We start from the raw sequence: 22,684 nt of genomic DNA, 5'->3' as shown, positions 1-22,684 counted from the left end.
CGGGGAGATGATCTCCGCCTGCGACACCTTGCCGGAGCCACGTTCTTGCGTGCGCCGGCAGCGGCGTACGTGTGCGGAGTGACTCCCGCCTCCACGAAGATCCACCATGCTGGTGCACTCATGTCATCAGTCATGCGGCCAAAGGAGGGGACGTGGCCGTTCCGATCAGCCGCCAGGGGTACCCCGTCGTGGTTGAACTACAACGGCTGGGCTGCAGGGCTTTGACGGCACGCCAGGTGCCCGTACTGCTTTCCGAGGATTTCAAGGGCGACGAGTTCCTCGTCGCCCTTCCGGGGCGGTCGGACTTCACCAGTGCCGGACATACCCACGGCTTCTAGCCGGCCGAGCACCCGGTGGTGCACGACGAGCAGTTCGGTCTGATACCTCTCCGTTCACGGACCGCCCTTCGACCACCACCGACGGACCGGCTCTCGTGGAACCGCGACAACCACCGGCCCGGCCTGCCGCTCCTGCCCCGGGCCCTGGCCCCCTCCCGCCGTACGGAGAACGGCGTACGGCCACGGCGCTGCTGCTCGTTACTACCGCCGGGTCCCAGGGGACACCCGTCGTGCGACCGCAGCCGTCGGCTGTGCGGCCGAGGACGGCCGCCTCTCCGTCTGCGGTCAGCACCACCACGACCTTGGCACCGGGGCGCAGCCAACGCCGTGCCGGGGGCGGCCGCACGCAGCTTTTGCGGCACCCGACGGATCAGGTCGAACCCGTACACCACTTGTCAGGACGCAACCCAGCTCTGCCCAGAGGCAGCACGAGACTTCTTCAGGGGCAAGTGGCTAGGTGTGCCGTTCGGGCAGGTTAGTGACGCGGCTGGGGTGGGTTGAGCCATCAGACGGCGACAAGCTCACAGCCATGCCGAAGACCTGGGTCCGGCGGTCTTGCGCATCGCTGCTTCGAGTCCGCGCTCGGGTGTTTGGACAAGCTCAGGCCAGGACGGTCAGGTAGTCGGCAGTACCTCCGCGCCACTCGACCAGGAAGAGCGTCGCGTCGTCGCTGGTGTGCCCGCCTCGTTCTCCCTTGAGGGTGTGGGAGAGCCGGCGAAGCTCTCCGCGCAGTCCCTCTTCTACCGGCTGCATGCTGTTGATGCAGTTGATGAGACGGTCCTCGCCGAAGGTCTCTCCGGCGAGGTTGCGCTCCTCGATGACGCCGTCGGTGTAGAACAGCACGCGATCACCGCGCCGGAGCTGTCGCCCGCTGATCTTGGGTCGTTGTCCGCCGAAGCCGACCGGCAGGGTGGTCGCGCTCTCCAGCCGCTCCACGACCTGACGGTCGCGGATCAGCAGCGGAGCCGGGTGGCCCGCGTTCACCCACAGCAGACTGCCCTCCACGATGTCCAGATGCATCATCTGAGCCGTGACGAAGCGTTCGGGCCCGAACATCTGGGAGATGGCCTGGTCCATGAAGATGTACTTCTCGGACAGGTCGACCAAGGCGCGCCGGGCGTGGCGGTAGGCGCCGACGGCGACGGTCGCCATCGTGGCGGCCTCCAGGCCGTGGCCCATCGCGTCGAACACGGCGGCGTGCAGGATCGTGTCGTTGAGGGCGTAGTCGAAGCTGTCACCGGCGATGTTGTAGGCGGGTTCCAGGATCCCGGCGACCGCGACCTGCGGAACCGACATCGCCAGCGGCGGCAGCAGGGACCACTGCATCTCCGCCGCGACGCTCATGGGTTCGCGGCGTCTGGCCTGGAAGAACTGGTCGGTGTAGCTGTGCTTGGTGACGATGATGTCGGCGACCAGCCCGGCGAGCCTGCCCAGCAGGCGCCGGTCGTCGTCGTCGACGGTGTCCAGGGTGACGGCCATTACCCCCACCTGGTCGCTGCCGTCCAGCAGAGGCAGATACATCCGGACGCCGCCCGCCTGCCGGACCTCGACAGCGGTCGCGTTGAGGAACGCCCGGCCCGCGGGAGAGTCGCCGATCGGCTCAGGCCCGCCGACCAGCAGTCCCCTGCCCGGCAGCGGCGCCAGCAGTTCCTGCCCGTAGTCCTGCAGCAGGATCGACACCTCACGGCCGCCGATCTTGGCCACCTCCTGCGCGACCAGTGGAGCGATCAGCTGCGGCGGCATCTCGTGAGCCCGGTCCAGCAACAGGCCCAGCAGCCGCTCACCGAATCCTTCCGACCGGTCGGGCACGCTCCGACGAGGCTTCCGGCCGCCTTCCGCCATGACCCCACCCTCCCCCCAGCGTCCCTGAGCTGCCACTCCCGCGTATCCGGCGACGGGCACGGTGTCCCTCTCGAACACAGTGCGTACAGAGTGCCGCCGCACAGCGGCCGTACGGGGCCATTACGCCGACTGCGGCATGTCCACCCCACCGTCGACCGGCTGCACCCACCGCGCGCCGGACCTGGCAGTCCCCCTCCTCCAGGGCGCGCACGGATTCGCTTTGCCCATGCCCGGCTGGGGACCTCTTCCGCTACCTGCAGCAGCCCGCCTACAACAAGCGTCTCAACGCCGCCGGGCGGATGATCAGTCCGGTGACAGAGACGCCGGCCCGGCAGGTGCCGACCTGGCATGACAGCCTCCGGCTGATCGACTCCACGCCGCTGCCCTGAGCCGCCTCCCGCGAGACGGTCAAGCGCTCCGGCCTGGCCGGTCACGCCGGATACGGCTACCGCCGCAGTCACTCCCGCACCTTCTGGGCGTTCCGGCTCTACCTGGTCACCACCGCCGAAGGCATGCCCGGCACCTGGTGCCAACCCGAAGGTCGGGGAGCGGGTGAGGTTCCCCCGAGATGCGGGGACAGGTGACAGCAGGTCAGATAGGGCTTACGAGAGGAGTTCTGCCGATGCCTGTGGGCGGCTCGGGTCCCGGCGCGGATTCAGATCCAGACGGGCGCGTGGTCCTCGGAGTAGCGGGCGCCGAAGCCGCCGTGCGGCAGGATCTCGTCGATCGTTGCGAGGTCGCCCCTGGTCAGAGGGGCGTCGACGGCGCTGGCGGGCCAGCTGGGAGACGGTGATGCCCTTGGTCGCGGCCAGGTCGCCGAGCTTGCCCACGGCCTGGCCGTTCTTCTCGACGTCGCCGGGCCGCCAGCGGGGGTCGACGTTGCGCATGTCGGCTCCGTCGCGTTCGCCGGCGGGTGTGGCGGTGCCGGTGACGCAGCCGCGGCCGAGAGACGAGTAGGCGACGAAGCCGGCGCCCAGTTCGTCGAGGACCGGGAAGAGCTGCTCGACGTTCCGCTCGGACAGGAGTACCGGCCTGAAGGACGGAGACCGGCCGCACCGCCTGCGCCCCGCGGACGGTCTGCGGGCCGGTCTCGCTCAGGCCGAAGTACCTGGCCTTGCCCGCATCGATCAGCTCCTTGACAGTGCTCCGGCAAGGGGCCCGGCGCCAGCGTCGTTCACCAGACGGATCGGTTGCGATCACTGACTCAGCCTGCTTACTATTACGATCGTAATTTAATCGACTTGGACCGCGTCGGGTCACGCCATCAGCGCTCTGGTCATCTCCTCTCCACTTCACCGGGAACCTTCATGGACCTCTCCGCCAGCACCGCCCTTGTCACCGGAGCGAACCGGGGCTTCGGCCGGGCCCTCGCCGCCGAACTGCTCAGCCGTGGCGCCACCGTGTATGCCGGCGCCCGCAACCCCGACCAGGTCGACCTGCCCGGCGCCAAGCCGATCGCACTCGACATCACCGACCCCGCCTCCGTCGCGGCCGCCGCCAAGGCCACCGGCGACGTGACCATCCTGGTCAACAACGCGGGCTCCTCCACCGGCGCCGACCTGCTCACCGCCGACCTGGACGACATCCGCCTGGAGATGAACACCCACTACCTCGGCACCCTGACGGTGGCCCGCGCCTTCGCGCCCCAGATCGCGGCCAACGGCGGCGGGGCCATGCTGAACGTCCTGTCCGGGCTGTCCTGGGTCAGCTTCCCGGAGTTCGGCGCCTACTGCGCCGCCAAGTCCGCGGAGTGGTCGCTCACCAACACCCTGCGCGTGCAACTGGCCGACCAGGGCATCCGCGTGGCCGGTCTGCATGTGGGCTACATGGACACCGACATGGTCCGTACCGTCGACGCGGCCAAGTCCGACCCGGCCGACATCGCGCGCATCGCCGTGGACGGCATCGCCGCCGGCGCCTACGAGATCCTCGCCGACAACGCGGCCCGCCAGGCACAGGCAGCCCTGTCCGGGGGCGTCTCGGTGCTCTACCCGCAGCTCCCCTGAGGAGCACCCGCCCCCGCCGACCAACCGCCAGGCGCGTCCGCCAAGGGAACGTCCTGACACAGCATCACAAGCAACCGGTTCGGGAGGCAGTGCCGTCGGGGCCGCGGTCATCACCGGCATGGCCGGAGTCATCACCGCGCTCGGCGACCTGATCGTCACCCCCGCCCTCCCCTCCCTCCGCAAAGACCTCGGCGGCGGCCTCGCCCGGAAGCGAGGATCTCCCCCGCCCGCCTGACCGCCTGGCCCTTCCCACTCTCGAACGCCGCCGGACGGTCTCGACGGCTGCGGTTCGCCGGTCGGCCATCCATGCGATACGGCCGGCCGGTGGCTCGCCCCGCATGCCGGGTCTTGCCCGGCGGGCGTTTTCCGGCCTATTGTATTACGATCATAAGGTAAATGGTGGGGACCGAGCGCCGGCTCGCCATGGCCCGAACGAACGGAGCCCACACCATGCCGCACAGGTGCAGGCGGGGCCGGCCCAGCCGACGCGGCTGCGAGTGACAAGCCGACGACACCCTCACCCCACCAGGCGCGACAGCTCCGTGGTCGCCGAACGCGATCACGGCCACGCAGGCCCAAGCCCCCTACGAAACACGAAACGGAAACCACGCCATGAGCCAGCCCAGCACGATCCGCCTGGAGCGGACGACCCCCCGGACGGCCAGGATCACGTTCTCGAATCCTCCCGTGAACCTGGTGGTTCCCGAGTCGATCGTGACGCTGCACAAGATCGTCTCGGAGCTGGAGAACGACCCGGACATCCAGGTCGTCGTCTTCGCCAGCGAACTTCCCGACTTCTTCATCAACCACTTCGACGCCGCCGCGGCCGCCGACCTCCCCGTGCCCGAGCACGAGGACGACAACCCGTTGTGGACCGACATGGTCCTGCGGCTGAGCAAGGCTCCGTTCGTCAGTATCGCGGCCATCCGGGGCCGTACCCGGGGCGCCGGCAACGAGCTGGCCCTCGCCTGCGACCTGCGCTACGCCAGCCGCGAGAAGGCGTTCTTCGGCCAGCCCGAGGTCGGCCTCGGCCTCGTCCCCGGCGGAGGCGGCGGCGAGCGGCTCCCGCGCTCCCTCGGTCGCGACCGCGCCCTGGAGGCGATCCTGACCAGCGCCGACTACGACGCCGAGTTGGCCGAGCGCTGGGGATGGGTCACCCGGACCCTGCCCGACGCGGAACTCGACGCCTTCGTCGACGCGACCGTCGCCCGCCTCGCCTCCTTCGACCGGCAGGCACTGGCAACCGCGAAGTCCCAGGTCAACCGGGCCACCCTGCCGCCGGACGCCCACCTGGTCGCCTCCTTCGGCGAGTTCGCGGGCACCCTGACGCAGCCGGGATTCGCCGCGCGCGCGGTCGGACTCGGCGCCCTGGCCGCCGAAAAGGGCCTCGACGTCGAGTACCAGCTGGGCGAGTACATCGGCCGGGTCAGCGAAGCCCTCTGATCGCCCCGGCCGCACCCACGACCGACCGCAGCGCCCCCACAGGGCGCCCGTAGGCGCCGCGACACCCCGGGCGGGTTCCCCCCGGCTCACGAGGGGTCCCCACGGCGGCCGGGCACGCCTCAACGGCAGCCCGGCCGCCGGCTCTCCCAGCCGGAGGGCCCCGCCGCACCCGCCGGGGTCCGAACACGGAAAACGCGACCGACAATGCCCCGGCATGCGCGCGCCGGTCGTCACGTGCTGGTCTCCCGTTCTCACGTCCGGTGCCGTGACTTCGTCGACGGCACGAACAGCTCTCGGCAGCGGCGCAGACCACCCTTGGAGAAGGCACTGCATGCCGCACCAGCGGCTCAAAATCGCAGGCTCGTCAGCCTCTGACCCTCGGGTGGCCGGTCGGCTGCGGTCAGGCTTCCGGGCTCCGTGCCGCCGGCCGGTCGCTGCTGTCGTGTGCCAGTGAGGCGAGGATTTCCTTGCGGCAGACCTCGAGGATTTCGTCCGCCAGCGGAGAACCGTCCGGGCAGGCCCGCGACAGCATGACCGCGCCGACCGAATGGGCGAGCATGTCGATCACCATGGCGCGGGCCGCGCGCTGGTCCGCATCCTCCGACGTGCCGCTCGGGGCCTGAAGGGCCGTCAGCAGGTTCTCGATCCCGGCCGCGAACTCCGTCCTGATGTCCGCCGGCTGACGTGCGGCGTCGCCGCTGAGGGCCGCGATGGTGCAGCCGTCGCCGCGCCCGTCGCGATGCTCGCGGGAGACGTAGCTCTCGACGAACTCGGTGAGGCCCAGGCCTTCCGTCCGTGCCGCCGTCTGCGAGAGCCCGCTCGCGGACGCTTCGGCCATCAGGTCGGCCTTGGAACGGAAGTGCTTGTAGAACCCGCCATGGGTGAACCCGGCGGCCGCCATCAGTTCCGCCACGCCGACACCGTCATAGCCGCGCTCGCGGAACAGCCGGGCGGCTGTCGCGACGATGTGCGCACGGTTCTGCTCCGCCTGTGCCTTGGTCACTCGCATGTGCGCCCGCCTCTTCCACGGTCGACGCTCGACGGTCAAGCATACATAGATGCCGATCGACATCTAAGAGCTTGACTTTTTATATTACGACCGTCATCGTATTGGTCATCCCCTTCAGAAAGCCGCAGACCATGAGTGACACGCACGCGACCGCACCGACCCAGTACATCGAGGTCGACGGCGACCGGTTCGCCTACCGGCGCTGGGGCAAGCCCTCCGGCGTCCCGGTCTTCCTCGTCCAGCACTTCCGCGGGGGAATGGACAACTGGGACCCCCTGCTCACCGACGGCCTGGCCGAAGGCCGCGAGGTCATCCTGTTCAACGGGCGCGGTATCGCCTCGTCGTCCGGCACGCCGCGCAACCGGGTCGAGGACATGGCCGACGACATCGCCGCGGTCATCCGGGCGCTGGGGCTGGAGCAGGTCGACCTGCTCGGCTTCTCCCTCGGCGGCTACCAGGCGCAGGAGGTCACGCTGCGCCACCCGCAGCTGGTGCGCAAGCTCCTCCTGCTCGGCACCGGCCTGCGCGGCGGGGACCCGACGATGGACCCCAAGGTGCCCGAGGTGGCGCTGAACCCGGTCCCCGGCCTGGAGGACTTCCTCTTCCTGTTCTTCGGCCGCTCGGAGGCCGCCATCGAAGCGGGCCGGGCCTTCTGGGAGCGCCGTCACCAGCGGGCCGACCAGGACCCGCCGAGCTCGCCCGCGGTCGGGCAGGCGCAGTTCGAAGCGTCCATGGCCTACGCGGAACCGCTGCCGGGCGAAAACCCTTACGCCTACCTGAACGCGATCACCCAGCCGACGCTGGTCCTCAACGGCGAGAACGACGTGATGATCGCCTCGATCAACTCCTGGCACCTCGCCCAGAACATCCCCAACGCCCAGCTGCTGATCTACCCCGACGCCGGGCACGGAGCGCACTTCCAGTACCCCGACCGGTTCCTGAAGCACGCCCTTCAGTTCCTCGGCGAGTAATAGCCGCGCGCGCAAGGCGAGCGGCACGCCCCCGGTCGACGGCAGTCCCGGCCGTTCCCGCGCCCGTCCGCCACCCAGCAAAGCATTATGTTCGTAATGTAATTTACCCATGCTCATGGCGGATGCCTCACCGGATTCACCGCCCGGAACGCAGGTCTGCCGGATGTCCGCCACCAACAACCTGAGGAATCACGCATGCTCGACAGCCTGTGGACCCCGACCGTCGCCGGAAAGATCTCCCTGCCGCACCGTCTGGCGATGGCCCCCCTGACCCGCAGCAGGGCCACCCCCGACGGCGTGCCCACCGAGCTCAACGCCGAGTACTACGCCCAGCGCGCCTCGCACGCCCTCATCATCACCGAGGGCACCCAGCCCTCCGCCGACGGCCAGGGCTACCCGGTCACCCCGGGCATCTACACCGACGAGCACATCGCGGGCTGGCGCAAGGTCACCGAAGCCGTGCACGGGGCGGGCGGACGCATCGTCATCCAGCTGATGCACGTCGGGCGGATCTCCCACCCGGACAACACCCCCCACCACCGGCAGCCGGTGGCCCCCTCCGCGATCAAGCCTGCGGGCCAGACGTTCACCGGCTCCGGGATGCAGGACATGCCGGAGCCCCGCGCACTGTCCACCGAGGAGATCGCCGTGACGGTCGACGACTTCCGGCGGGCCGCCGCGGCCGCCATCGCGGCCGGCGCCGACGGCGTCGAGATCCACGGCGCCAACGGCTACCTGGTGCACCAGTTCCTGGCCACCAACACCAACCAGCGCACCGACCAGTACGGCGGCTCCCTCGACAACCGCATCCGCTTCGCGGTGGAGGTCGCCACCGCCGTCGCCGACGAGATCGGAGCCGACCGCACCGGCATCCGCCTCTCCCCCGGCAACCCCTTCCAGCTCGGCGACCTCACGGAAGACGACCCCCACGAGCTCTACCCGCACCTCGTACGCGCCCTCGCCCCCCTCGGCCTCGCCTACCTGCACCTCGCCCACGGCGGCGACGAGGAACTCCTGGGCACGCTGCGCGAGCTGTGGCCGAACACGCTGATCCTCAACCGCGCCGGCACCGACATCGCCACCCGCGCCAAGGACATCGACAACGGCATCGCCGACGTCATCACCGTGGGCTCGATGGCGCTCGCCAACCCCGACCTGGTCGAGCGCGTACGAGCCGGCGCCCCCCTCAACACCCCCGACCCCGCCACCTTCTACGGCGGCGGCGCGGCCGGCTACACCGACTACCCGACCCACACCGCCTGACCAGAGCGCCAGTGCCCGAGGAAGCCGTCTTCCTCGGGCGCTTCGGCGTACGGAACGTCACGGGCTGCTCGGCTACGACCGTCTGATACGACTCCGGCGTCCCTCCCCCGGCCGGCGCGGCGGCACCGCTCTCGATAAGGAAGCTCGGTGCAGCCCTCGGTCGCCCGGAACCCCTCCCACGCGGCCTGCCCGATCGGCAGTTCCGGCGTGCCCTCGAACGCGAAGTACGCCTTCGCGTCGGAGTCGGCGAGGTGACAGGTGACCTTCCGAACCCTCAGCAGCACGTTCAGCGGCACGACCGCGGCGCCGGCTTTGAGGATGCCGAAGTAGGAAGTAGACGGTGGAGAAGTGCGGGAGGTTGGGGCAGGACAGGACGATCCTTGTCGCCCGGCTGGATCCCGCGCGAGACGAGCAGGTTCGCGACACGCTTGGCGGCGGCGTCGAGGGCGGCGTACCTGATGTGGTCTTCACCGAAGACGATCGCGGTGCGCTCGGGGTGTCGGGACGCGGTGTCCGTCAGCAGTCGTGACACGTCGCGGCTCGGGCTGAGCATCATTGCTCTCCTGGTTCTGCGGGTGGGGCGGTCGAGCCGGGCCTGCCGTCTGCTGGGCGACAGATCGGCCAACAGTCACCTTCCGACCGTAATATTACGGACGTCAGACCATGGATTAGGATGAGACACAAGGCAATGGTCCGGCAAAGCTGGGGAGGAACCCTGTGGCGCGTTACACCAAGGAGCACAAGCAGGTGACGCGGCAACGGATCATCGAGCGGGCCGGCCACCGGTTCAAGCAGGACGGCATCGACGGCTCCGGCATCTCCACGCTGATGTCGGACGCCGGGCTCACCAACGGAGCCTTCTACGCCCACTTCGAGTCCAAGGACGACCTCGTCGCCCACGTCGTCGCCGAGCAGCTGCGCGCGCAGGTGGAGCAGTTCGGCACGCTGCGGCCCGGCCGCGAGGGACTTGAGGATCTCATCCGCGCGTATCTGTCGCCCGGGCACCGGGACAACCCCGGCGACGGTTGCCCGAACGCCGCCCTGCTGGACGAGATCGGCCGCTGCGGTGACGGAGCCAAGGCCGCCTACACCCACGGCGCCAAGGCCATCGTGGACGAGTTCGCCGCCCGCCTGGCACCCGAGGATCCGCAGTCCGCCCGCGGTCAGGCCATCGGGCTTTTCACCCTGGCAGTGGGAACACTGCAGCTGTCCCGCGCGCTCTCCGACCGGAAATGCTCCGACGAGGTCCTCGAGCAGGGAATCGAGAACGCCCTCGCCATCGCGCGATGCACGTCAGTACCGGCTGGATGACCTGGCACGGGCCGGGACGCCGGTGCCGCGTGAGCGGGTGGTCCCCGGGGCAACCGCGATCTCGGGAGCGGCCGGCGCGGGGGTCCTCCGCTCGGACGGCGGCCGACTCTGCGCCCGTTCGAAACACGCCGTAGCGGCAGTGCGGGTCCTGGGCCTGGGGCCTGGGGCCTGGGGCCCGAACGGGACGTCGACCGGTCTGGGCATCGCCATCCTGCACGACAACCGCCTCGGCGCCGCAGGGCCGAGAGGCGAGCAGGTCGGTTACGTCGAACACGTGACGAGAGCCGTGACGCCCGGCGGGCGTCACGGCTCTGAGTCAGCGTCCTCGGCCCCGTACGCAGACCGCACCGCGGCCCTACGGCCGGCCGAAGAACTCGAGAGCGGTCGGCACGAACTGCTCGTGGTACTGGAAGATGCCGCCGTGGCCGCCGTCGGGGTAGATCACCAGCTCGGCGTTCGGCAGTCGCCGGGCCATGTCCTCCGAGTTCGACGTCGGGACCATCCTGTCGTCGTCGCCGTTGGCGACGAGTACGGGCAGCTGGATGCGGGAGAGATCCTGCGGCCGCGCCAGCCCCCAGCGGTGGATGGCCTTGAGCTGGGAGAAGTAGGAGGTGAGGCGGATCGCCTTGTCCCGGTCCTTGGTGCGCTCCTTCAGACGGGCCAGGAACTCCTTGCCGGCCCGAATCCCGTTCGGGGTGCGGGTGAAGAAGAGGAACTGCTTCACGTCCTGAAGGGTGAGCAGTGCCCGGAGGGTGTCGTAGTGGGAGATCCGGGTCACGTTCTTGATGCCCTCGCCTCCGGCCGGACCGGTGCCCGCGAGGATCAGCCTGCGGATGAGCTGCGGATCGGTCTGGGCGATCACCTGGGCGATCATGCCGCCCATCGAGAAGCTGAGGACGTCGACCTGCTCGAAGCCCAGCGCCCGGATGAAGGTGACGGCGTCCTTGGCCATCTCCTCGATGGTCTTCGGCGTCACGCCGGTGGAGGCGCCCACGCCCCTGTTGTCGAACGTGATCACCCGGCGCTTGGCGGCGATGCCGTCGACGACCCTGGGGTCCCAGTTGTCGAGGACCGCGGCGAGGTGGGTGATGAAGATGACCGGCATGCCGGTCCGGGGGCCGAGGTCGCGGTAGGCGAAGGTCACTCCGTCGGCGGTGACGGTGCGGGTCTGCGCGTTCTTGTACGACGTCACCACGTCACCATGTGTTTCGCGTGCGTTCACGGTCGTGCCCTTCGATGTGTGGGTTACCGCCACGGTGCGCCAGCCTCTGCTTCCTCGCAGGTCGGCGCGGAGCGGTGCTCCCGTGTCTCCCGGCTGCGGCTGCAGTCCGGAGTCGACGGTCGGAGGGGGCTCATGAAGAACCGCCTGGATCAGGTTTCTGAACAACCCGTCAACCATTGAAGTATGACCATAATTTCATCAGGGTGCAAGTGGTGGAGCCGAACGAGATGCACAGCTGTGGAATCACGGGTTCCGCCGGGCTTCGCGGCGCACAGCACAGCGCACCATCAGGGCAGAAGCGGCTCACCTGCGCCGACGGCTGCGAGACTCCGGTCGTGACCGGCGAGTCGCGGACGTCCGGCCCCGGACCGGTGACAGCCGACGATCAGTACAGCGGTCACGACATCGATACCGGCGTGAGGACGACACCTGGCTGCGCCCCGGATTCCAGGACGAGGGCCGGGCCGGAGCCCGAACCGTCGACTACGACAACGCCCGCCTCAACCCCGATCCCGCGCCGCCGGTACAGCGCGTCGCCGACTTGCACCCGCGGTGGACCCGGCGCGACGCTGACGGTGCCCTTCTGCTCGCCTTCGGACAGAACATCGTGGGCCGGCGCGAGCTCTGTGCGCACGGAGTGGCCGGGACGGTGATCACGGCGCGGCAGGCCGAGGCCATCGAGGACGGCGAGCTGTGCGTACGGCCGCCGCGTTCGGCTCCGGCGGCCGGCCACTTCGTCTTGAGCGGCTGCGAAGACGGCTTCGAACCGGCCATGGCCTTCCACGGGTTCCGCCGCGTTGAGCTCACGGGCCGGCCCGACGGCATCCCGGCCGGTGACGCGGTGAGCGCCGTCGTCATCGACGTACGCCCCGTCCTCGAACTGTCGTGGTGTTCGCTCGTGCTCCCGCGCAACACCGTCGCTGTGCGCAGATCGGCCGGCTGATCCCCGGTCCGGTCGGCCCTGCCCGTCGAGGTCGGCGAGGCCGAACCGGCTGAGGCGATGGCGGTCGCGTCCCGGGCCGACGACGTCGGCGACACCGTCGGTCCGACCGGGAAAGGCCGCTCCACGGCGACGCCGGATCTCATCGGGAGTCAGATCGCGCTCCTCGGCGACCTCAGAGGCTTGGCCGGCCCCTCGTCTCGTCCATCCAGGGCAAGCTTTCGACGCTGCCCGCCTCGGAACTCCGCGCGGACGCCATCGACCAGGCCTTCAACCCGGGGATGCAGGGCGGTCGGGCGATCGCCGGGCTCGCGCTCGAGCGCATCGAGCCGAGCGGGCGGCCGCCCCTCAACGTTCCCCGCCCTGCCGGACAGCTGCCGGTCTGCTGCGGCCAGGTCCGGGGCGTCACGTCCGCCTTCGGCGGGGGCCTCAGCTCCACGACGGTGCACAACTCGGCACCGGCAATCCAGAATTGTCACGTCGCCGGTACGCACCGACTGCCCAGCCTCGATGGCGGCGTCGGTCAACCATCGTGCAAGCGCCGCCTCACGGCTGTGAGGCGGCGCTTGCACGACTGTCAGCCAGCCGCCGCCGGGGTGCGGGACCGGCGGCACGGTCGGCGTGCTCAGGCGGCGAGGAAGTCGGCCACCTGCTTGGTGAAGGCCTTGGCGTGCTGGAAGAGGAAGGCGTGGCCGGCGTCGCCGTAGAGGAGGAGGGTGGCGTCGGCCAGGTGCTGGACGGCGACGTAGGACGCGTGGGCGGGGACCATCACGTCGTGCAGGCCGTTGGCGTACAGGACGGGGTGCTTGATGGACTCCAGTTCGGCCCGCACCTCGTCGAAGGGGGCGGCCAGGAGCTGGCCGATCGCGGCGAGCATGCCCTGCGCCGTCGCCTCGGTGACCGCGGGGCCACCGGCGGCGAGCCGGGGCGCGACGTGGGCGAAGTGCTCCTGTCCTGAGGCGCGGGCCGCTTCCGTCTCCGGGTAGAACAGGTACAGCATGTCGTCCTGGTCGGCGTCGGGCTTGGCCATGATGCCCAGGACCTTCTCGCTCGCCTCCGGCGCACCGGGCACCCAGCCGTTCGGGCCGCTGCCCGCCACGATGATCTTGCGCACCAGCTCCGGGCGACGCGCGGCCAGGCGCTGGGCCACGAAGCCGCCCAGTGACCAGCCGAGGACGTCGGCCTGCGTGAGGCCGAGGGACTCGATGAACTCGGCGGCGCCCTCGGCGAATCCGTCGATGGAGTCGCGCGGCTCGCCGGTGGTGTGGCCGACGCCGACGTTGTCGAAGACGATCACGTCGTGGTCGGCGGCCAGGTAGTCCAGGAACTCCGGGTCCCACCAGTCGATGGTCGCGCGGAAACGCTGCAGCAGGACCAGCGGGACACCGCCCTGCGGGCCCATGCGCCGGTAGGTGAAGGTCGCGGAGGGCCCCTCCACGGTGAGGTTCTCGGCCTTGTCTGCCAGATACGTACTCATGACGTCCTTCTCTTGCTGTCGGGTGCCCGTCAGTTCTCGTGGGTCTGCTCACGCAGCACGCAAGGCTTGCTGGGCCTGTGGGGCCGCTGCCCTTGACCGGCGCCCTACGCGGCGAGCCAGGGTTGTGGATCAGGCCGACGATCCGCTCGGATCGCTCGATCACCTTCTCGCCCCCCGGGGGCGACCCAGGCGGCTTCCGGCTCGCTCCGATCACCTCGGAATCCACCGTGCCGAGCCGTGAGCAATTAAATTATATTCATAATACTAAGCAGGCGCGCCCCGGGCGCGCAAGAGGGCTCCCGTGGCGGGCGAAGCCCGCGGCCGGCCTCGCAGCCGCATGCGGGTTGGCGGCGCAGGCGGTCCAGCGCAGCGGAGACCGAGGGGCTGCAACCTCGCCCCGGCCGCGAGGGCGCCGGAATTCGGTGCTATTGAATTACGTTCACAATACAATACATTGGAGGAGCCGCTGGAGGGCGAGTAGCCCACCCGGCACGCAGAGGAGTGTGCGGTGCGATACAGGCAAGAGCACAAGCAGGCCACCAGGCAGAGGATCATCAAGACTGCGGGCCGCCGCTTCAAGGAGGACGGCATCGACGGCTCGGGCATCGCGGCGCTCATGAAGGACGCCGGGCTGACCAACGGCGCCTTCTACACCCACTTCACATCCAAGGACGACCTGGTGGCCACCACGATCGCCGACCAGCTCGAGGCCCAGAACGCGAGCATCGTCGCGCACGCGGAACCGGGCCGCGCCGGCCTCGAACAGATCGTGCGCTGGTACCTGTCCCCCTGGCACCGTGACAGCCGCGACATCGGCTGCCCCTCCGCCGCCCTGCTCGACGAGATAGGACGCTGCACACACCCGACCAGGCAGGCGTACACCGAGGGCGTACTGGTGGTCGCCGACGGCATCGCCGCCCGCCTGGCGCCGAACGACCCGCTCTCGGTCCGCACCATGGCACTCAGCGCGTACGCCATGATGGCCGGCACGCTCCAGCTCGCGCGGGCCCTCGCCGACCCGCAGCTGGCCGATCAAGTCCTCGAACAGGGCATCCACAACGCTCTCGCACTGCTGGGCATCGAGCACGGGTACGCCACTCCCCGAACCGACCCGCCCAGAACGCACCCCTCACCGCAGGCCGCCCGTTACACCTGAGCAGCGCACCGCGTGACCCCACCGCGCCACCTGCCCGCGCCAGCAGCCGGCCGCCCGCGCGACCTCACAGGCGGCCGCTCGGCCGGCCGCCGGGGCCTCGCCGGTCCGCCCCGCGCCCTCGCTGGAGAAATCAAGCACCGATGGACCTCTCCTCGATCCGGCAACCCGTTCTGGTCGCGAACGGCGAGGACGACCGCATGCTTCCCGCACGAGCATCGTTCGACCTCGCGCATCGCCTGCCGAACGCCTCACTTCGGATCCACCCCGATGCCGGCCAGGGCGGCGTCTTCCCACACCACGAGCAGTTCGTGCCGCATGTTCCGGAGCTTCTTCGATGAGCTCCCACACCGGAGGTATCAGAAAGATGAGTCTGCACAAGATGGTTCTTGGTTCCGCGAGCCTCGGGGTCGCCGTGATCGGGTTGATCTATCTCTTGGCTCCCCACCTCTTGCTCGACGTCTACGGGGTCGACATCCAGTCGCCGTCGGAGGCGAACATTTTCAGGAGCGGTTCCGGGTCACTGTACGTAGCCCTGGCGATCCTGTTCTGTCTGGGAGCCTCCCACACGCGTTACACCAGGACTTCGCTCGTCACGCTGTTCACCTTCATGAGCGGCCTGGCTGCGGGGCGCCTGGTCAGCATCGTGGCGGACGGGTGGCCCCATCCGCTGCTGATCGCCGTTCTTGTCGTCGAGGCTTCCTACGCCGGCGCTGCGGCCTATGCGTTGCGGGTGGCGGACTCCTCCCCGCAGCTGAGGGAGACCGCCTGACAGTCAACGCCCCCCGTGCGGCAGGGCGCACGACGACAGCTCTCGGTGCGGCCGGCTGAAGGCATCGCTGGAGTACATGGGGGTCGCGCGATGCTGGCCGCACTATCTGATCGGTCGTTCTCGCAGTGCAGAGGGGTGACCTGCGAGAACGGGAACCTGCGGCTCGATCGCGCATCCAAACCGGCGAACAAGTCGCTGAACTCCCGCATCAGCGGCGCCACTTCGCGCGGCCACGCCAGGTCTCGGCGGGTGAAGTGCACCCGCCGACCCGTAAGCGAGCACGACGCCGGACGATAGTTCCGTGGACAGTTCAGCAGCGCATAACCCAAGCTCCACGGCCACCGGTGAAGGCGCTATGTGAAGTCGGCTCTGGCCGCAGTTGCGTGAAAGCGCACCCCACGCGCCGCCGCCTTGGCATGCTGGGTGCCTTGGTACGGAGAGGACTCGATGCCAACACGTTTTGACACCGTGGGCGTGATGGACGAGCGGCGCTGGTACGCCGCGAACGAACTCCTGGCGTTCCTGGTAGAGCTTGCCGCTCTGGCGTGCCTGAGCTGGTGGGGATTCGCCGTCAGTCACGACGGCGCCCTTCGTGTTCTGCTCGGGGCGGGAACACCCTTGCTGGCCATGGTGCTGTGGTCCTTGTTCGCGGCACCCAGGGCCCGGCTGCGGCCCGGGCTGTCGCTGGTGCTTGTGGTCAAGGCGGTAGTGCTGGGTGGTGGTGCAGCGGCCTTGTACGGCGTCGGGCATCCTGCTGCCGCCGTGGCCATGGCAGTCGTCGTGGTCGCGAATACAGCCGTGGCCGAGATCTTTCGCCGCAGGCCGCCCGCCCCGCATACAGGGCAGCCACCCGTAGACGGCTCACCGGCTTCCCGCTGAGGATGCACGACATTGCGGGCAGAGCCGCGATTTCCCCCACAGCTGCTCTTCGTTCCCCCTTCGGTTGCTGTGGGCAATGAGGGCTGCTGCGGGGCCCACCCAGGCCGTCTCCGCAGCATCGAACCGCTACGTGGCAGGGCCGGACACCTGAGCCGCGTGACGTCCGACCTCCCATTCTGCCGCAGCGGCACGCACGAGTGGCCGAGCTGCGCGGACGTCGGCACGCCAGGACTGTCATGGAAGCGCACACGGCCGCCCTGACGGAACCGAAGGAACCGAGCACAGCCGGCCGAACCTCCCGAACGGCCCCGGTCCGCGTGCGCCCGCAGCGACGCGCGGACCGGGCGCCACGCACCGCGCCGGCTTCGCGCCCCGCGGGGGTGTTACGCGGCGGCGTTGCAGGGCCGGGGCTGGTGGGTCACCGTCCGTTCACCAGGGACACCCGGGAATGTGGGGTTCCGGGAGCAGGCTCCACCTGTGAGACGCATCATGGGAATCGTCCTCGCGGTACTGCTGATGGCGGGTGTGGTGGTCGCCGTCGTCGCGGGTCGCAGCGATGAGGACAAGGGCACGGCAACGAAGACCGTGCGGATGGTGATCGGGTCGGAGAAGGCGGAGTTCTTCGCGGATCCGGACGTGGTGAAGGCCCTCGCCGCCAAGGGCTACACCGTCAAGGCCGAGACCTCCGGGTCCTGGGCCATGGAAGGGCTGAACCTCAAGGGCTACGACCTGGCGTTCCCCAGCAGCCAGGCGCCCGCCGTCGAACTCGCGGCCAAGTACAAGGTGCAGGGGACCCTCCCCCGCCCCTTCTACTCGCCCCTCGTCGTCGTGGCGCACAAGAGCGCCGCCGGGGTCCTCGCGGCCAACGGCCTGGCCACCCTGGACGCCGCGCACCGCGGCACCCTGAAGATGGCCGCCTATCTGGACGCGGCCCGCGCCGACCGGACCTGGCAGCAGCTCAAGGGCGCCGACAAGTTCGGGGAGCTCACCGGCACCCTCTACCTGTCCAGCACCGACCCGCAGACCTCCAACTCCGGCGCGCTCTATCTCGCCGCCGCCTCCTACGTCGCAGGCGGCGGCAAGGTCGTCGCGAGCACCGCCGAGGTCGACAGGACCGCGCCGCTGCTGCACAAGCTGGTCAGCGTCCAGGGCGCCCAGCAGTCCAGCACGGACGCGGCTTTCCGGGACTTCGTCAGCGGCGCCGGCAACCCGCTCGTCCTGGTCTACGAGTCGCAGGTCGCCTCCCTCCTCGCGCAGGGGCAGCAGCCCGACGACCTGGTGGTCCTCTACCCGGACACCACCGTCAACAGCGACCACACCGCCGTGCCGCTCACCGGGAACGGCTCCCGCCTCGCCCGACTCCTGTCCACCGACCCGGGGTTGCGCAAGCTGGAGATCCGGCACGGGTTCCGCCCGCAGGGCGTCGCCGCCGAGTTCGCCTCGGCCGGCACCTACCTCAAGCAGCGACTGACCGGCGTCCGCCAGGCGCCCGTGCCCACCTCCGCGGTGCTGCACGAGCTGGCGCGACGGGCGCGCGGATAAGAGGGGACAGCAGCAGATGAGCAGCACCGACAACGACTTCACCCTCACCCCGCCCGAGGCCGTCGCCGCCGTTCCGCGCGAGCGGGCCGGCGGACTCGTCCCCGTGGACGACGCCGTCCGCACCGACATGGCGACCAAGGCAGCCGCCTACGTCGACGGGCTCGCCGCCCTCGACGCCCGCTCGCCCGAGTTCGTCGGCAAGGTCGGCGAGATCACCGCGCTCGGCGCGGGCGAGATGCGCACGGCCGCCGCACAGTCCAACCGCATGCTGGAGCGGACCGTCCGCAGCCTGCCCGACAAGGGCGGCGACGCCCAGTCGAAGGTGGCCGGCTCACTGGTCGAACTCCGGCGCGTGGTCGAGGACCTGGACCCGCGGGACCTGCCGGCGAGCAGGGGCCGCACGTTCCTGTCCAGGCTCCCCGGCGGCAACAAGCTCCGCGACCACGTCGCCAAGTACGCCTCCGCGCAGGGCACGTTGAACAAGATCGTGGGCTCGCTGCGCGGCGGCCAGGACGAACTGCGGCGCGACAACGCCGCGTTGCAGACCGAGCGGGTCCGGCTCTGGGAGACCATGGGCAAGCTCCAGGAGTACATCGTCCTGACCGACGCCCTGGACTCCGCCGTCGAGCAGCAGATCTCCGGCACCGAGCTCACCGATCCCGAGCGGGCCGACAGCCTGCGCGCCGACGTCCTCTTCCCGGTCCGGCAGAAGCACCAGGACCTGCTCACCCAGCTCGCGGTGTGCGCACAGGGCTACCTCGCCATGGACGTCGTCCGCCGCAACAACGACGAGCTGATCAAGGGCGTCGACCGGGCCGCCACGACCACCGTCTCGGCGCTGCGCATCTCGGTCATGCTGGCCTCCGCGCTCGACACCCAGAAGAAGGTCATCGAGCAGGTCAACGCCCTGCGTGGCACCACCGAGGACCTCATCCGGGGCAACGCGGAGATGCTGGCGACGCAGAGCGGGGAGATCCAGCGCATCGCCGCCGACCCGGCCGTCGGCGCCGAGACCCTGCGCGCCGCCTTCCAGCAGATCTACCGCACCCTCGACACCATCGACACCTACAAGGTGCAGGCGACCGAGGCCATGGCGGTGACCGTCGAGAACCTGACGGCCGAACTCCAGCAGGCCGGCACCTACCTGGACCGCAGCCGCTCCCGCAGCGCGCTGGAAGGCGGCCTCTCATGAGACGACCCGCCAGGCCCCTTCGCCCTCTTGGTCCCCTTCGGCCCCTGCGGCCCTTCCTCGCGCTGACCGCCCTCGCCCTCCTGCTCACCGCCTGCTCGGCGGTGGCCGACCGGGACGAGAAGGACCCCGGCGCGCCCCGGCCCGGCACCCTGCGCGTCCTCGCCTCCAGCGAGCTGAGCGACATGGCCCCCGTGCTGGAGCAGGTCCGCAAGGACACCGGCGTCACGGTCCGGCCCACCTACATGGGCACGCTCGACGCCGTGAACGTGCTGGCGAAGCCCGGCACGGACGCCAGGTACGACGCCGTGTGGCTGTCCTCGGACGACTATCTGCGGCTGCGCCCCGACGCGGCGAAGAAGATCCTCTCGGAGACGCCGATCATGTCCAGCCCGGTGGCCATCGGCGTGCGGACGGCGACCGTCGGCTCCCTCGGCTGGAAGCCCGGGCACGTCACCTGGTCGCAGATCGAACAGGCGGTCCAGGACGGTGAACTCACCTACGGCATGACCGACCCGGCGCGCTCCAATTCCGGTTTCTCCACGCTCGTCTCGGTCGCCTCGGCGCTCTCCGGAGCCCAGTCCGCGCTCACCGACGCGGATGTCGCGAAGGCGGCCCCGAGGCTGAAGGAGTTCTTCAAGGGGCAGCAGCTGACCTCGGGTTCGTCCGGCTGGCTGGCTGGCGCGTACGCCCGGCGCGGCGACGTCGACGCGCTCCTCAACTACGAGTCCGTGCTCGAGGGCATCCCCGGGCTGACCGTGATCCGCCCCACCGACGGCGTCGTCACCGCCGACTACCCGTTCTCCTCCCTCGCCGCGGCCGACGCGACGACCCGCGACAACGTCAAGCGGGTGACCGACGCGCTGCGCACGCAGGCCGTCCAGCGGCTGATCACCGTCAAGACGCACCGCCGCCCGGTCGTCGCCTCGGTGCCGCCCGCGGCCGGGCTCGACACCGCCCGCCGGCGCGAACTGCCCTTCCCCGGCACCCGGTCCGTCGCCGACGGGCTCCTCGACGCCTATGAGAACGACCTGCGCCGCCCCTCCCGGACGGTGTATGTCCTCGACACCTCCGGCTCGATGCGGGGCGACCGGCTGCGCCGCCTCAAGACCGCCCTCACCGACCTGACCGGCGACTTCCGGGACCGCGAGGAGGTGACGCTGATGCCGTTCGGATCGGACGTCAAGAGCGTGCGGACGCATGTCGTCAGCCCCGCCGACCCCGCCGCCGGGCTCGCCGCGATCCGCAAGGACACCAAGGAGCTGTCGGCCGACGGGGACACGGCCGTCTATACGTCGCTGGAGAAGGCGTACGACCACCTCGGCGCCGACCGGGACGCGTTCACGTCGATCGTGCTGATGACGGACGGCGAGAACACGGCGGGCGCGAAGGCCGGCGACTTCGACGGCTTCTACCAGGGCCTCAGCGCCGAACGGCAGGCCATCCCCGTCTTCCCCGTCCTCTTCGGCGACTCCGACCGGGGGGAGCTGGAGCACATCGCCGAACTGACCGGCGGTCGCCTCTTCGACGCCCAGAAGGGCTCGCTGGACGGCGCCTTCGAGGAGATCCGTGGCTACCAGTAGGTTCGTCGGATTCCTGGAGTCCCGCAAGAACATCGCCGGCAGCGCGGCGGGACTTACCGGCCTGGTCCTGACCTTCACGGGCGTCGCGGGCCCGTACTGGCCGGTCGTGGTCGTCGGCCTCTACGGCGCGGGCGCGCTGATCGCCCCGCCGGAGCGGCCCGAGCTGCCCGACTTCCCCGACCCGTCCGCGCAGCTCGACGAAGTGCGCGGCGACTTCGAACGCCTCGGCGCCTACCTCGCGGAGGTCGATTTGCCCCCGGCCGCCGCGGGCCGCCTCACCGAACTGACCGGCCTGCTGACCGCCCTCCTCGAACCCGGCTGGGTCGCGGAGATCCTGGCCCAGGACCCAGAGGGCGTCCACACCCTGTCGAGGGCGGTGCGCCACGACGTTCCCGAGGCGGTCGACACCTTCGTACGAACGAGGTGGTGGGCACGGCTGGCACCGGGCCAGGATCCCCCGGAGCGCCATCTGGAACGCCAGTTGACCCTGCTCCAGGAGGAGGCGGAGCAACTGGCGGGCGCGCTGCGGGAAACAGAGGCCAGACGCCAGGAAACCCACACGCGTTACCTGGAGGACCGCTCGCAGTAGCCGCCTCGGGGGCGCGGGGCCGTATCGATCACGGGCGGGCCCGTCGGCCCAGCCGCTGCACCACCCCAGCCGACCCTTGCCTGAACCTCTTGCACAAGTACATCAATCAGGGCCGCGCGGACGCTGAACGCAGCCACATCTCCCCCGCGCCGGCTCGCCCGGATGATCCTCGCCAGGCCCGACAACCTCCAGGCCGATCAGCCCGATCTGCTGGCCCGGACCACTGCAGTGTGCCCCGAGACGTCCCAACTGGCCACCGTTGTCGGTGACTTCGCCGAACTCCTGACGCCTTGCGCAGAAAATGCGCTTCCGTACAGCGACGGCCCCACCGAGGGCGTCAACACCAAAACCAAGCGGATCGCGCCGCCAGATGCACGGACGAGCAGGCTTCACCCTGCTTCGCCACCGCACCCTCCTCGGACAGCGGCACGCTCCGTCACCACCGAATATGAGACAGGGCCGTTCATTTGACAGACCCTGGCGGCCGGCCGGTCAGCGGCTGGTGGGGACCAGGCCGCAGTCGTATGCGGTGATGACGGCGTGAATGCGGTCCCGCAGCTGCAGTTTGTGCAGGATGGCCGACACATAGGTCTTGATGGTGGTCTCGCTGAGGTGAAGCTCGGCCGCGATCTGCGCGTTGGAGCGTCCTTCGGCGACGTGGACCAGGACTTCACGCTCGCGTCGGGTCAGTATATCGAGCCTGTCGAGGTTGCGCGGCGCACCTGGAGGTGTGGCCCGTGCGACATGGTCGAGCAGCCGCCTGGTCGCGGTGGGCGCGATGACGGCGTGTCCCGCGGCGACCGTGCGGACGGCGTCGGCGAACTGGTCGGCCCGGGTGTCCTTCAGGAGAAAGCCGCTCGCGCCCGCCTGGATGGCCGCGTGTACGTTCTCGTCGGTGTCGAAGGTGGTCAGGACGAGGATCTTCGTGGCGGCGCCGGAGGCCGCGATGGCCCGGGTGGCGTCGATACCGTTGACGACGGGCATACGAATGTCCATCACGACCACGTCGGGCCGCAGGGTTTCGCTCAGGGCTATGGCCTGGCCCCCGTCGGAGGCCTCACCGACGACGTCGAAGTCGTCCCGGGCCTCCAGAATCATCCGGAAACCGGTACGGACCAGCTCCTGGTCGTCGACGATCAGCACTCGGAGCATTGC

24 protein-coding genes and 2 pseudogenes are annotated in these 22,684 nt (G+C 69.9%); 17 read left to right on the top strand and 9 right to left on the bottom strand.

Going from position 1 to position 22,684, the window contains the following annotated elements; genetic code table 11:
- The first annotated feature begins 152 nt into the window (after nucleotides 1–152).
- Nucleotides 153–338 (top strand): hypothetical protein, encoded by a 186-nt coding sequence (locus OG852_RS48455; protein ID WP_330346791.1) that lies wholly within the window; start codon nucleotides 153–155, stop codon nucleotides 336–338.
- 600 nt (nucleotides 339–938) lie between these two features.
- Here OG852_RS48455 and OG852_RS48450 read toward each other — a convergent pair.
- Nucleotides 939–2,180, bottom strand: a complete 1,242-nt coding sequence (locus OG852_RS48450; RefSeq protein ID WP_330346792.1) for a PP2C family protein-serine/threonine phosphatase — start codon at nucleotides 2,178–2,180, stop codon at nucleotides 939–941.
- 257 nt (nucleotides 2,181–2,437) lie between these two features.
- Between OG852_RS48450 and OG852_RS51160 the strand changes: the two are divergent.
- Nucleotides 2,438–2,732 (top strand): annotated as a pseudogene (locus OG852_RS51160) (IS982 family transposase); the annotation flags it as partial.
- A 50-nt stretch (nucleotides 2,733–2,782) separates the two neighbouring features.
- Here the strand turns inward: OG852_RS51160 and OG852_RS48445 are convergent.
- Entirely contained in the window at nucleotides 2,783–3,157 is a 375-nt protein-coding gene (locus OG852_RS48445; protein WP_330351634.1) for a hypothetical protein, read from the bottom strand.
- Nucleotides 3,158–3,487: 330 nt separating this feature from the next.
- Between OG852_RS48445 and OG852_RS48440 the strand changes: the two genes are divergently transcribed.
- A complete protein-coding gene (locus OG852_RS48440) occupies nucleotides 3,488–4,186 on the top strand; it encodes an SDR family oxidoreductase (RefSeq protein WP_133916250.1) in 699 nt (232 codons plus the stop codon).
- A 612-nt stretch (nucleotides 4,187–4,798) separates the two neighbouring features.
- Entirely contained in the window at nucleotides 4,799–5,629 is an 831-nt protein-coding gene (locus OG852_RS48435; RefSeq protein WP_330346793.1) for an enoyl-CoA hydratase/isomerase family protein, read from the top strand.
- A 400-nt stretch (nucleotides 5,630–6,029) separates the two neighbouring features.
- On the opposite strand, the gene OG852_RS48430 is transcribed toward OG852_RS48435, so the two are convergent.
- A complete protein-coding gene (locus OG852_RS48430; RefSeq protein ID WP_330346794.1) occupies nucleotides 6,030–6,638 on the bottom strand; it encodes a TetR/AcrR family transcriptional regulator in 609 nt (202 codons plus the stop codon).
- 131 nt (nucleotides 6,639–6,769) lie between these two features.
- On the opposite strand from OG852_RS48430, the gene OG852_RS48425 reads away from it, so the two are divergent.
- Both OG852_RS48425 and OG852_RS48420 read left to right on the top strand, forming a co-directional pair.
- Entirely contained in the window at nucleotides 6,770–7,609 is an 840-nt protein-coding gene (locus OG852_RS48425; RefSeq protein WP_330346795.1) for an alpha/beta fold hydrolase, read from the top strand.
- A gap of 195 nt (nucleotides 7,610–7,804) precedes the next feature.
- Nucleotides 7,805–8,872 (top strand): alkene reductase, encoded by a 1,068-nt coding sequence (locus tag OG852_RS48420; protein WP_330346796.1) that lies wholly within the window; start codon nucleotides 7,805–7,807, stop codon nucleotides 8,870–8,872.
- Here the strand turns inward: OG852_RS48420 and OG852_RS48415 are convergent.
- Together OG852_RS48415 and OG852_RS48410 are read right to left on the bottom strand one after the other, a co-directional pair.
- Nucleotides 8,851–9,168, bottom strand: a complete 318-nt coding sequence (locus OG852_RS48415) for a hypothetical protein (RefSeq protein ID WP_330346797.1) — start codon at nucleotides 9,166–9,168, stop codon at nucleotides 8,851–8,853. The two genes, OG852_RS48420 and OG852_RS48415, sit on opposite strands and share 22 nt — an antisense overlap.
- Nucleotides 9,159–9,425, bottom strand: coding sequence for an AMP-binding protein (locus tag OG852_RS48410; protein WP_330351633.1), 267 nt, complete (start codon nucleotides 9,423–9,425; stop codon nucleotides 9,159–9,161). The genes OG852_RS48415 and OG852_RS48410 overlap by 10 nt, the downstream gene beginning before the upstream one ends.
- Nucleotides 9,426–9,589: 164 nt before the next feature.
- Between OG852_RS48410 and OG852_RS48405 the strand changes: the two genes are divergently transcribed.
- Nucleotides 9,590–10,183, top strand: a complete 594-nt coding sequence (locus OG852_RS48405) for a TetR/AcrR family transcriptional regulator (RefSeq protein WP_330346799.1) — start codon at nucleotides 9,590–9,592, stop codon at nucleotides 10,181–10,183.
- 355 nt (nucleotides 10,184–10,538) lie between these two features.
- Here the strand turns inward: OG852_RS48405 and OG852_RS48400 are convergent, their stop codons facing one another.
- Both OG852_RS48400 and OG852_RS48395 read right to left on the bottom strand, forming a co-directional pair.
- Nucleotides 10,539–11,405 carry an alpha/beta fold hydrolase gene (locus OG852_RS48400; protein WP_166663688.1) on the bottom strand — a complete coding sequence of 289 codons (867 nt, stop codon included), beginning with the start codon at nucleotides 11,403–11,405 and terminating at the stop codon, nucleotides 10,539–10,541.
- A gap of 397 nt (nucleotides 11,406–11,802) precedes the next feature.
- Nucleotides 11,803–12,039: a hypothetical protein gene (locus tag OG852_RS48395; protein WP_166663676.1), complete on the bottom strand. Its 237-nt coding sequence runs from the start codon at nucleotides 12,037–12,039 to the stop codon at nucleotides 11,803–11,805.
- On the opposite strand from OG852_RS48395, the gene OG852_RS48390 reads away from it, so the two are divergent.
- On the top strand, nucleotides 12,013–12,348 hold the full coding sequence (locus OG852_RS48390; protein WP_330351368.1) for a family 78 glycoside hydrolase catalytic domain: 336 nt from the start codon (nucleotides 12,013–12,015) through the stop codon (nucleotides 12,346–12,348). The genes OG852_RS48395 and OG852_RS48390 overlap by 27 nt on opposite strands.
- A gap of 622 nt (nucleotides 12,349–12,970) precedes the next feature.
- On the opposite strand, the gene OG852_RS48385 is transcribed toward OG852_RS48390, so the two are convergent.
- Nucleotides 12,971–13,822, bottom strand: coding sequence for an alpha/beta fold hydrolase (locus tag OG852_RS48385; protein ID WP_133916245.1), 852 nt, complete (start codon nucleotides 13,820–13,822; stop codon nucleotides 12,971–12,973).
- A gap of 508 nt (nucleotides 13,823–14,330) precedes the next feature.
- On the opposite strand from OG852_RS48385, the gene OG852_RS48380 reads away from it, so the two are divergent.
- The 9 genes and pseudogenes from OG852_RS48380 to OG852_RS48340 all read left to right on the top strand — a co-directional run.
- Nucleotides 14,331–14,978 carry a TetR/AcrR family transcriptional regulator gene (locus tag OG852_RS48380; protein WP_133916244.1) on the top strand — a complete coding sequence of 216 codons (648 nt, stop codon included), beginning with the start codon at nucleotides 14,331–14,333 and terminating at the stop codon, nucleotides 14,976–14,978.
- A gap of 140 nt (nucleotides 14,979–15,118) precedes the next feature.
- Nucleotides 15,119–15,316 (top strand): alpha/beta fold hydrolase, encoded by a 198-nt coding sequence (locus OG852_RS48375; RefSeq protein WP_330346800.1) that lies wholly within the window; start codon nucleotides 15,119–15,121, stop codon nucleotides 15,314–15,316.
- A 26-nt stretch (nucleotides 15,317–15,342) separates the two neighbouring features.
- Entirely contained in the window at nucleotides 15,343–15,747 is a 405-nt protein-coding gene (locus OG852_RS48370; protein ID WP_330346801.1) for a DUF4345 domain-containing protein, read from the top strand.
- 477 nt (nucleotides 15,748–16,224) lie between these two features.
- Nucleotides 16,225–16,626, top strand: coding sequence for a YrdB family protein (locus tag OG852_RS48365; protein WP_133916276.1), 402 nt, complete (start codon nucleotides 16,225–16,227; stop codon nucleotides 16,624–16,626).
- A gap of 477 nt (nucleotides 16,627–17,103) precedes the next feature.
- Nucleotides 17,104–18,168: a hypothetical protein gene (locus OG852_RS48360; protein ID WP_330346802.1), complete on the top strand. Its 1,065-nt coding sequence runs from the start codon at nucleotides 17,104–17,106 to the stop codon at nucleotides 18,166–18,168.
- Between the two features lie 16 nt (nucleotides 18,169–18,184).
- On the top strand, nucleotides 18,185–19,360 hold the full coding sequence (locus OG852_RS48355; RefSeq protein WP_330346803.1) for a toxic anion resistance protein: 1,176 nt from the start codon (nucleotides 18,185–18,187) through the stop codon (nucleotides 19,358–19,360).
- Nucleotides 19,357–20,940 carry a vWA domain-containing protein gene (locus tag OG852_RS48350; protein WP_330346804.1) on the top strand — a complete coding sequence of 528 codons (1,584 nt, stop codon included), beginning with the start codon at nucleotides 19,357–19,359 and terminating at the stop codon, nucleotides 20,938–20,940. Before OG852_RS48355 ends, OG852_RS48350 begins: the two co-directional genes overlap by 4 nt.
- Nucleotides 20,927–21,529, top strand: a complete 603-nt coding sequence (locus tag OG852_RS48345) for a hypothetical protein (RefSeq protein ID WP_330346805.1) — start codon at nucleotides 20,927–20,929, stop codon at nucleotides 21,527–21,529. The genes OG852_RS48350 and OG852_RS48345 overlap by 14 nt, the downstream gene beginning before the upstream one ends.
- A 77-nt stretch (nucleotides 21,530–21,606) precedes the next feature.
- A pseudogene (locus OG852_RS48340) lies at nucleotides 21,607–21,950 on the top strand (ISL3 family transposase); the annotation flags it as partial.
- A 71-nt stretch (nucleotides 21,951–22,021) separates the two neighbouring features.
- Here the strand turns inward: OG852_RS48340 and OG852_RS48335 are convergent.
- On the bottom strand, nucleotides 22,022–22,681 hold the full coding sequence (locus OG852_RS48335) for a response regulator (RefSeq protein ID WP_133916239.1): 660 nt from the start codon (nucleotides 22,679–22,681) through the stop codon (nucleotides 22,022–22,024).
- Nucleotides 22,682–22,684: the final 3 nt, after the last annotated feature.

Origin of the sequence: Streptomyces sp. NBC_00582, assembly GCF_036345155.1 — a bacterium.
In the GTDB taxonomy this organism is placed as follows: Bacteria; Actinomycetota; Actinomycetes; order Streptomycetales; family Streptomycetaceae; genus Streptomyces.
Note: the sequence above shows the minus strand (reverse complement) of the source record. Positions and strands in the feature narration are given on the sequence as shown.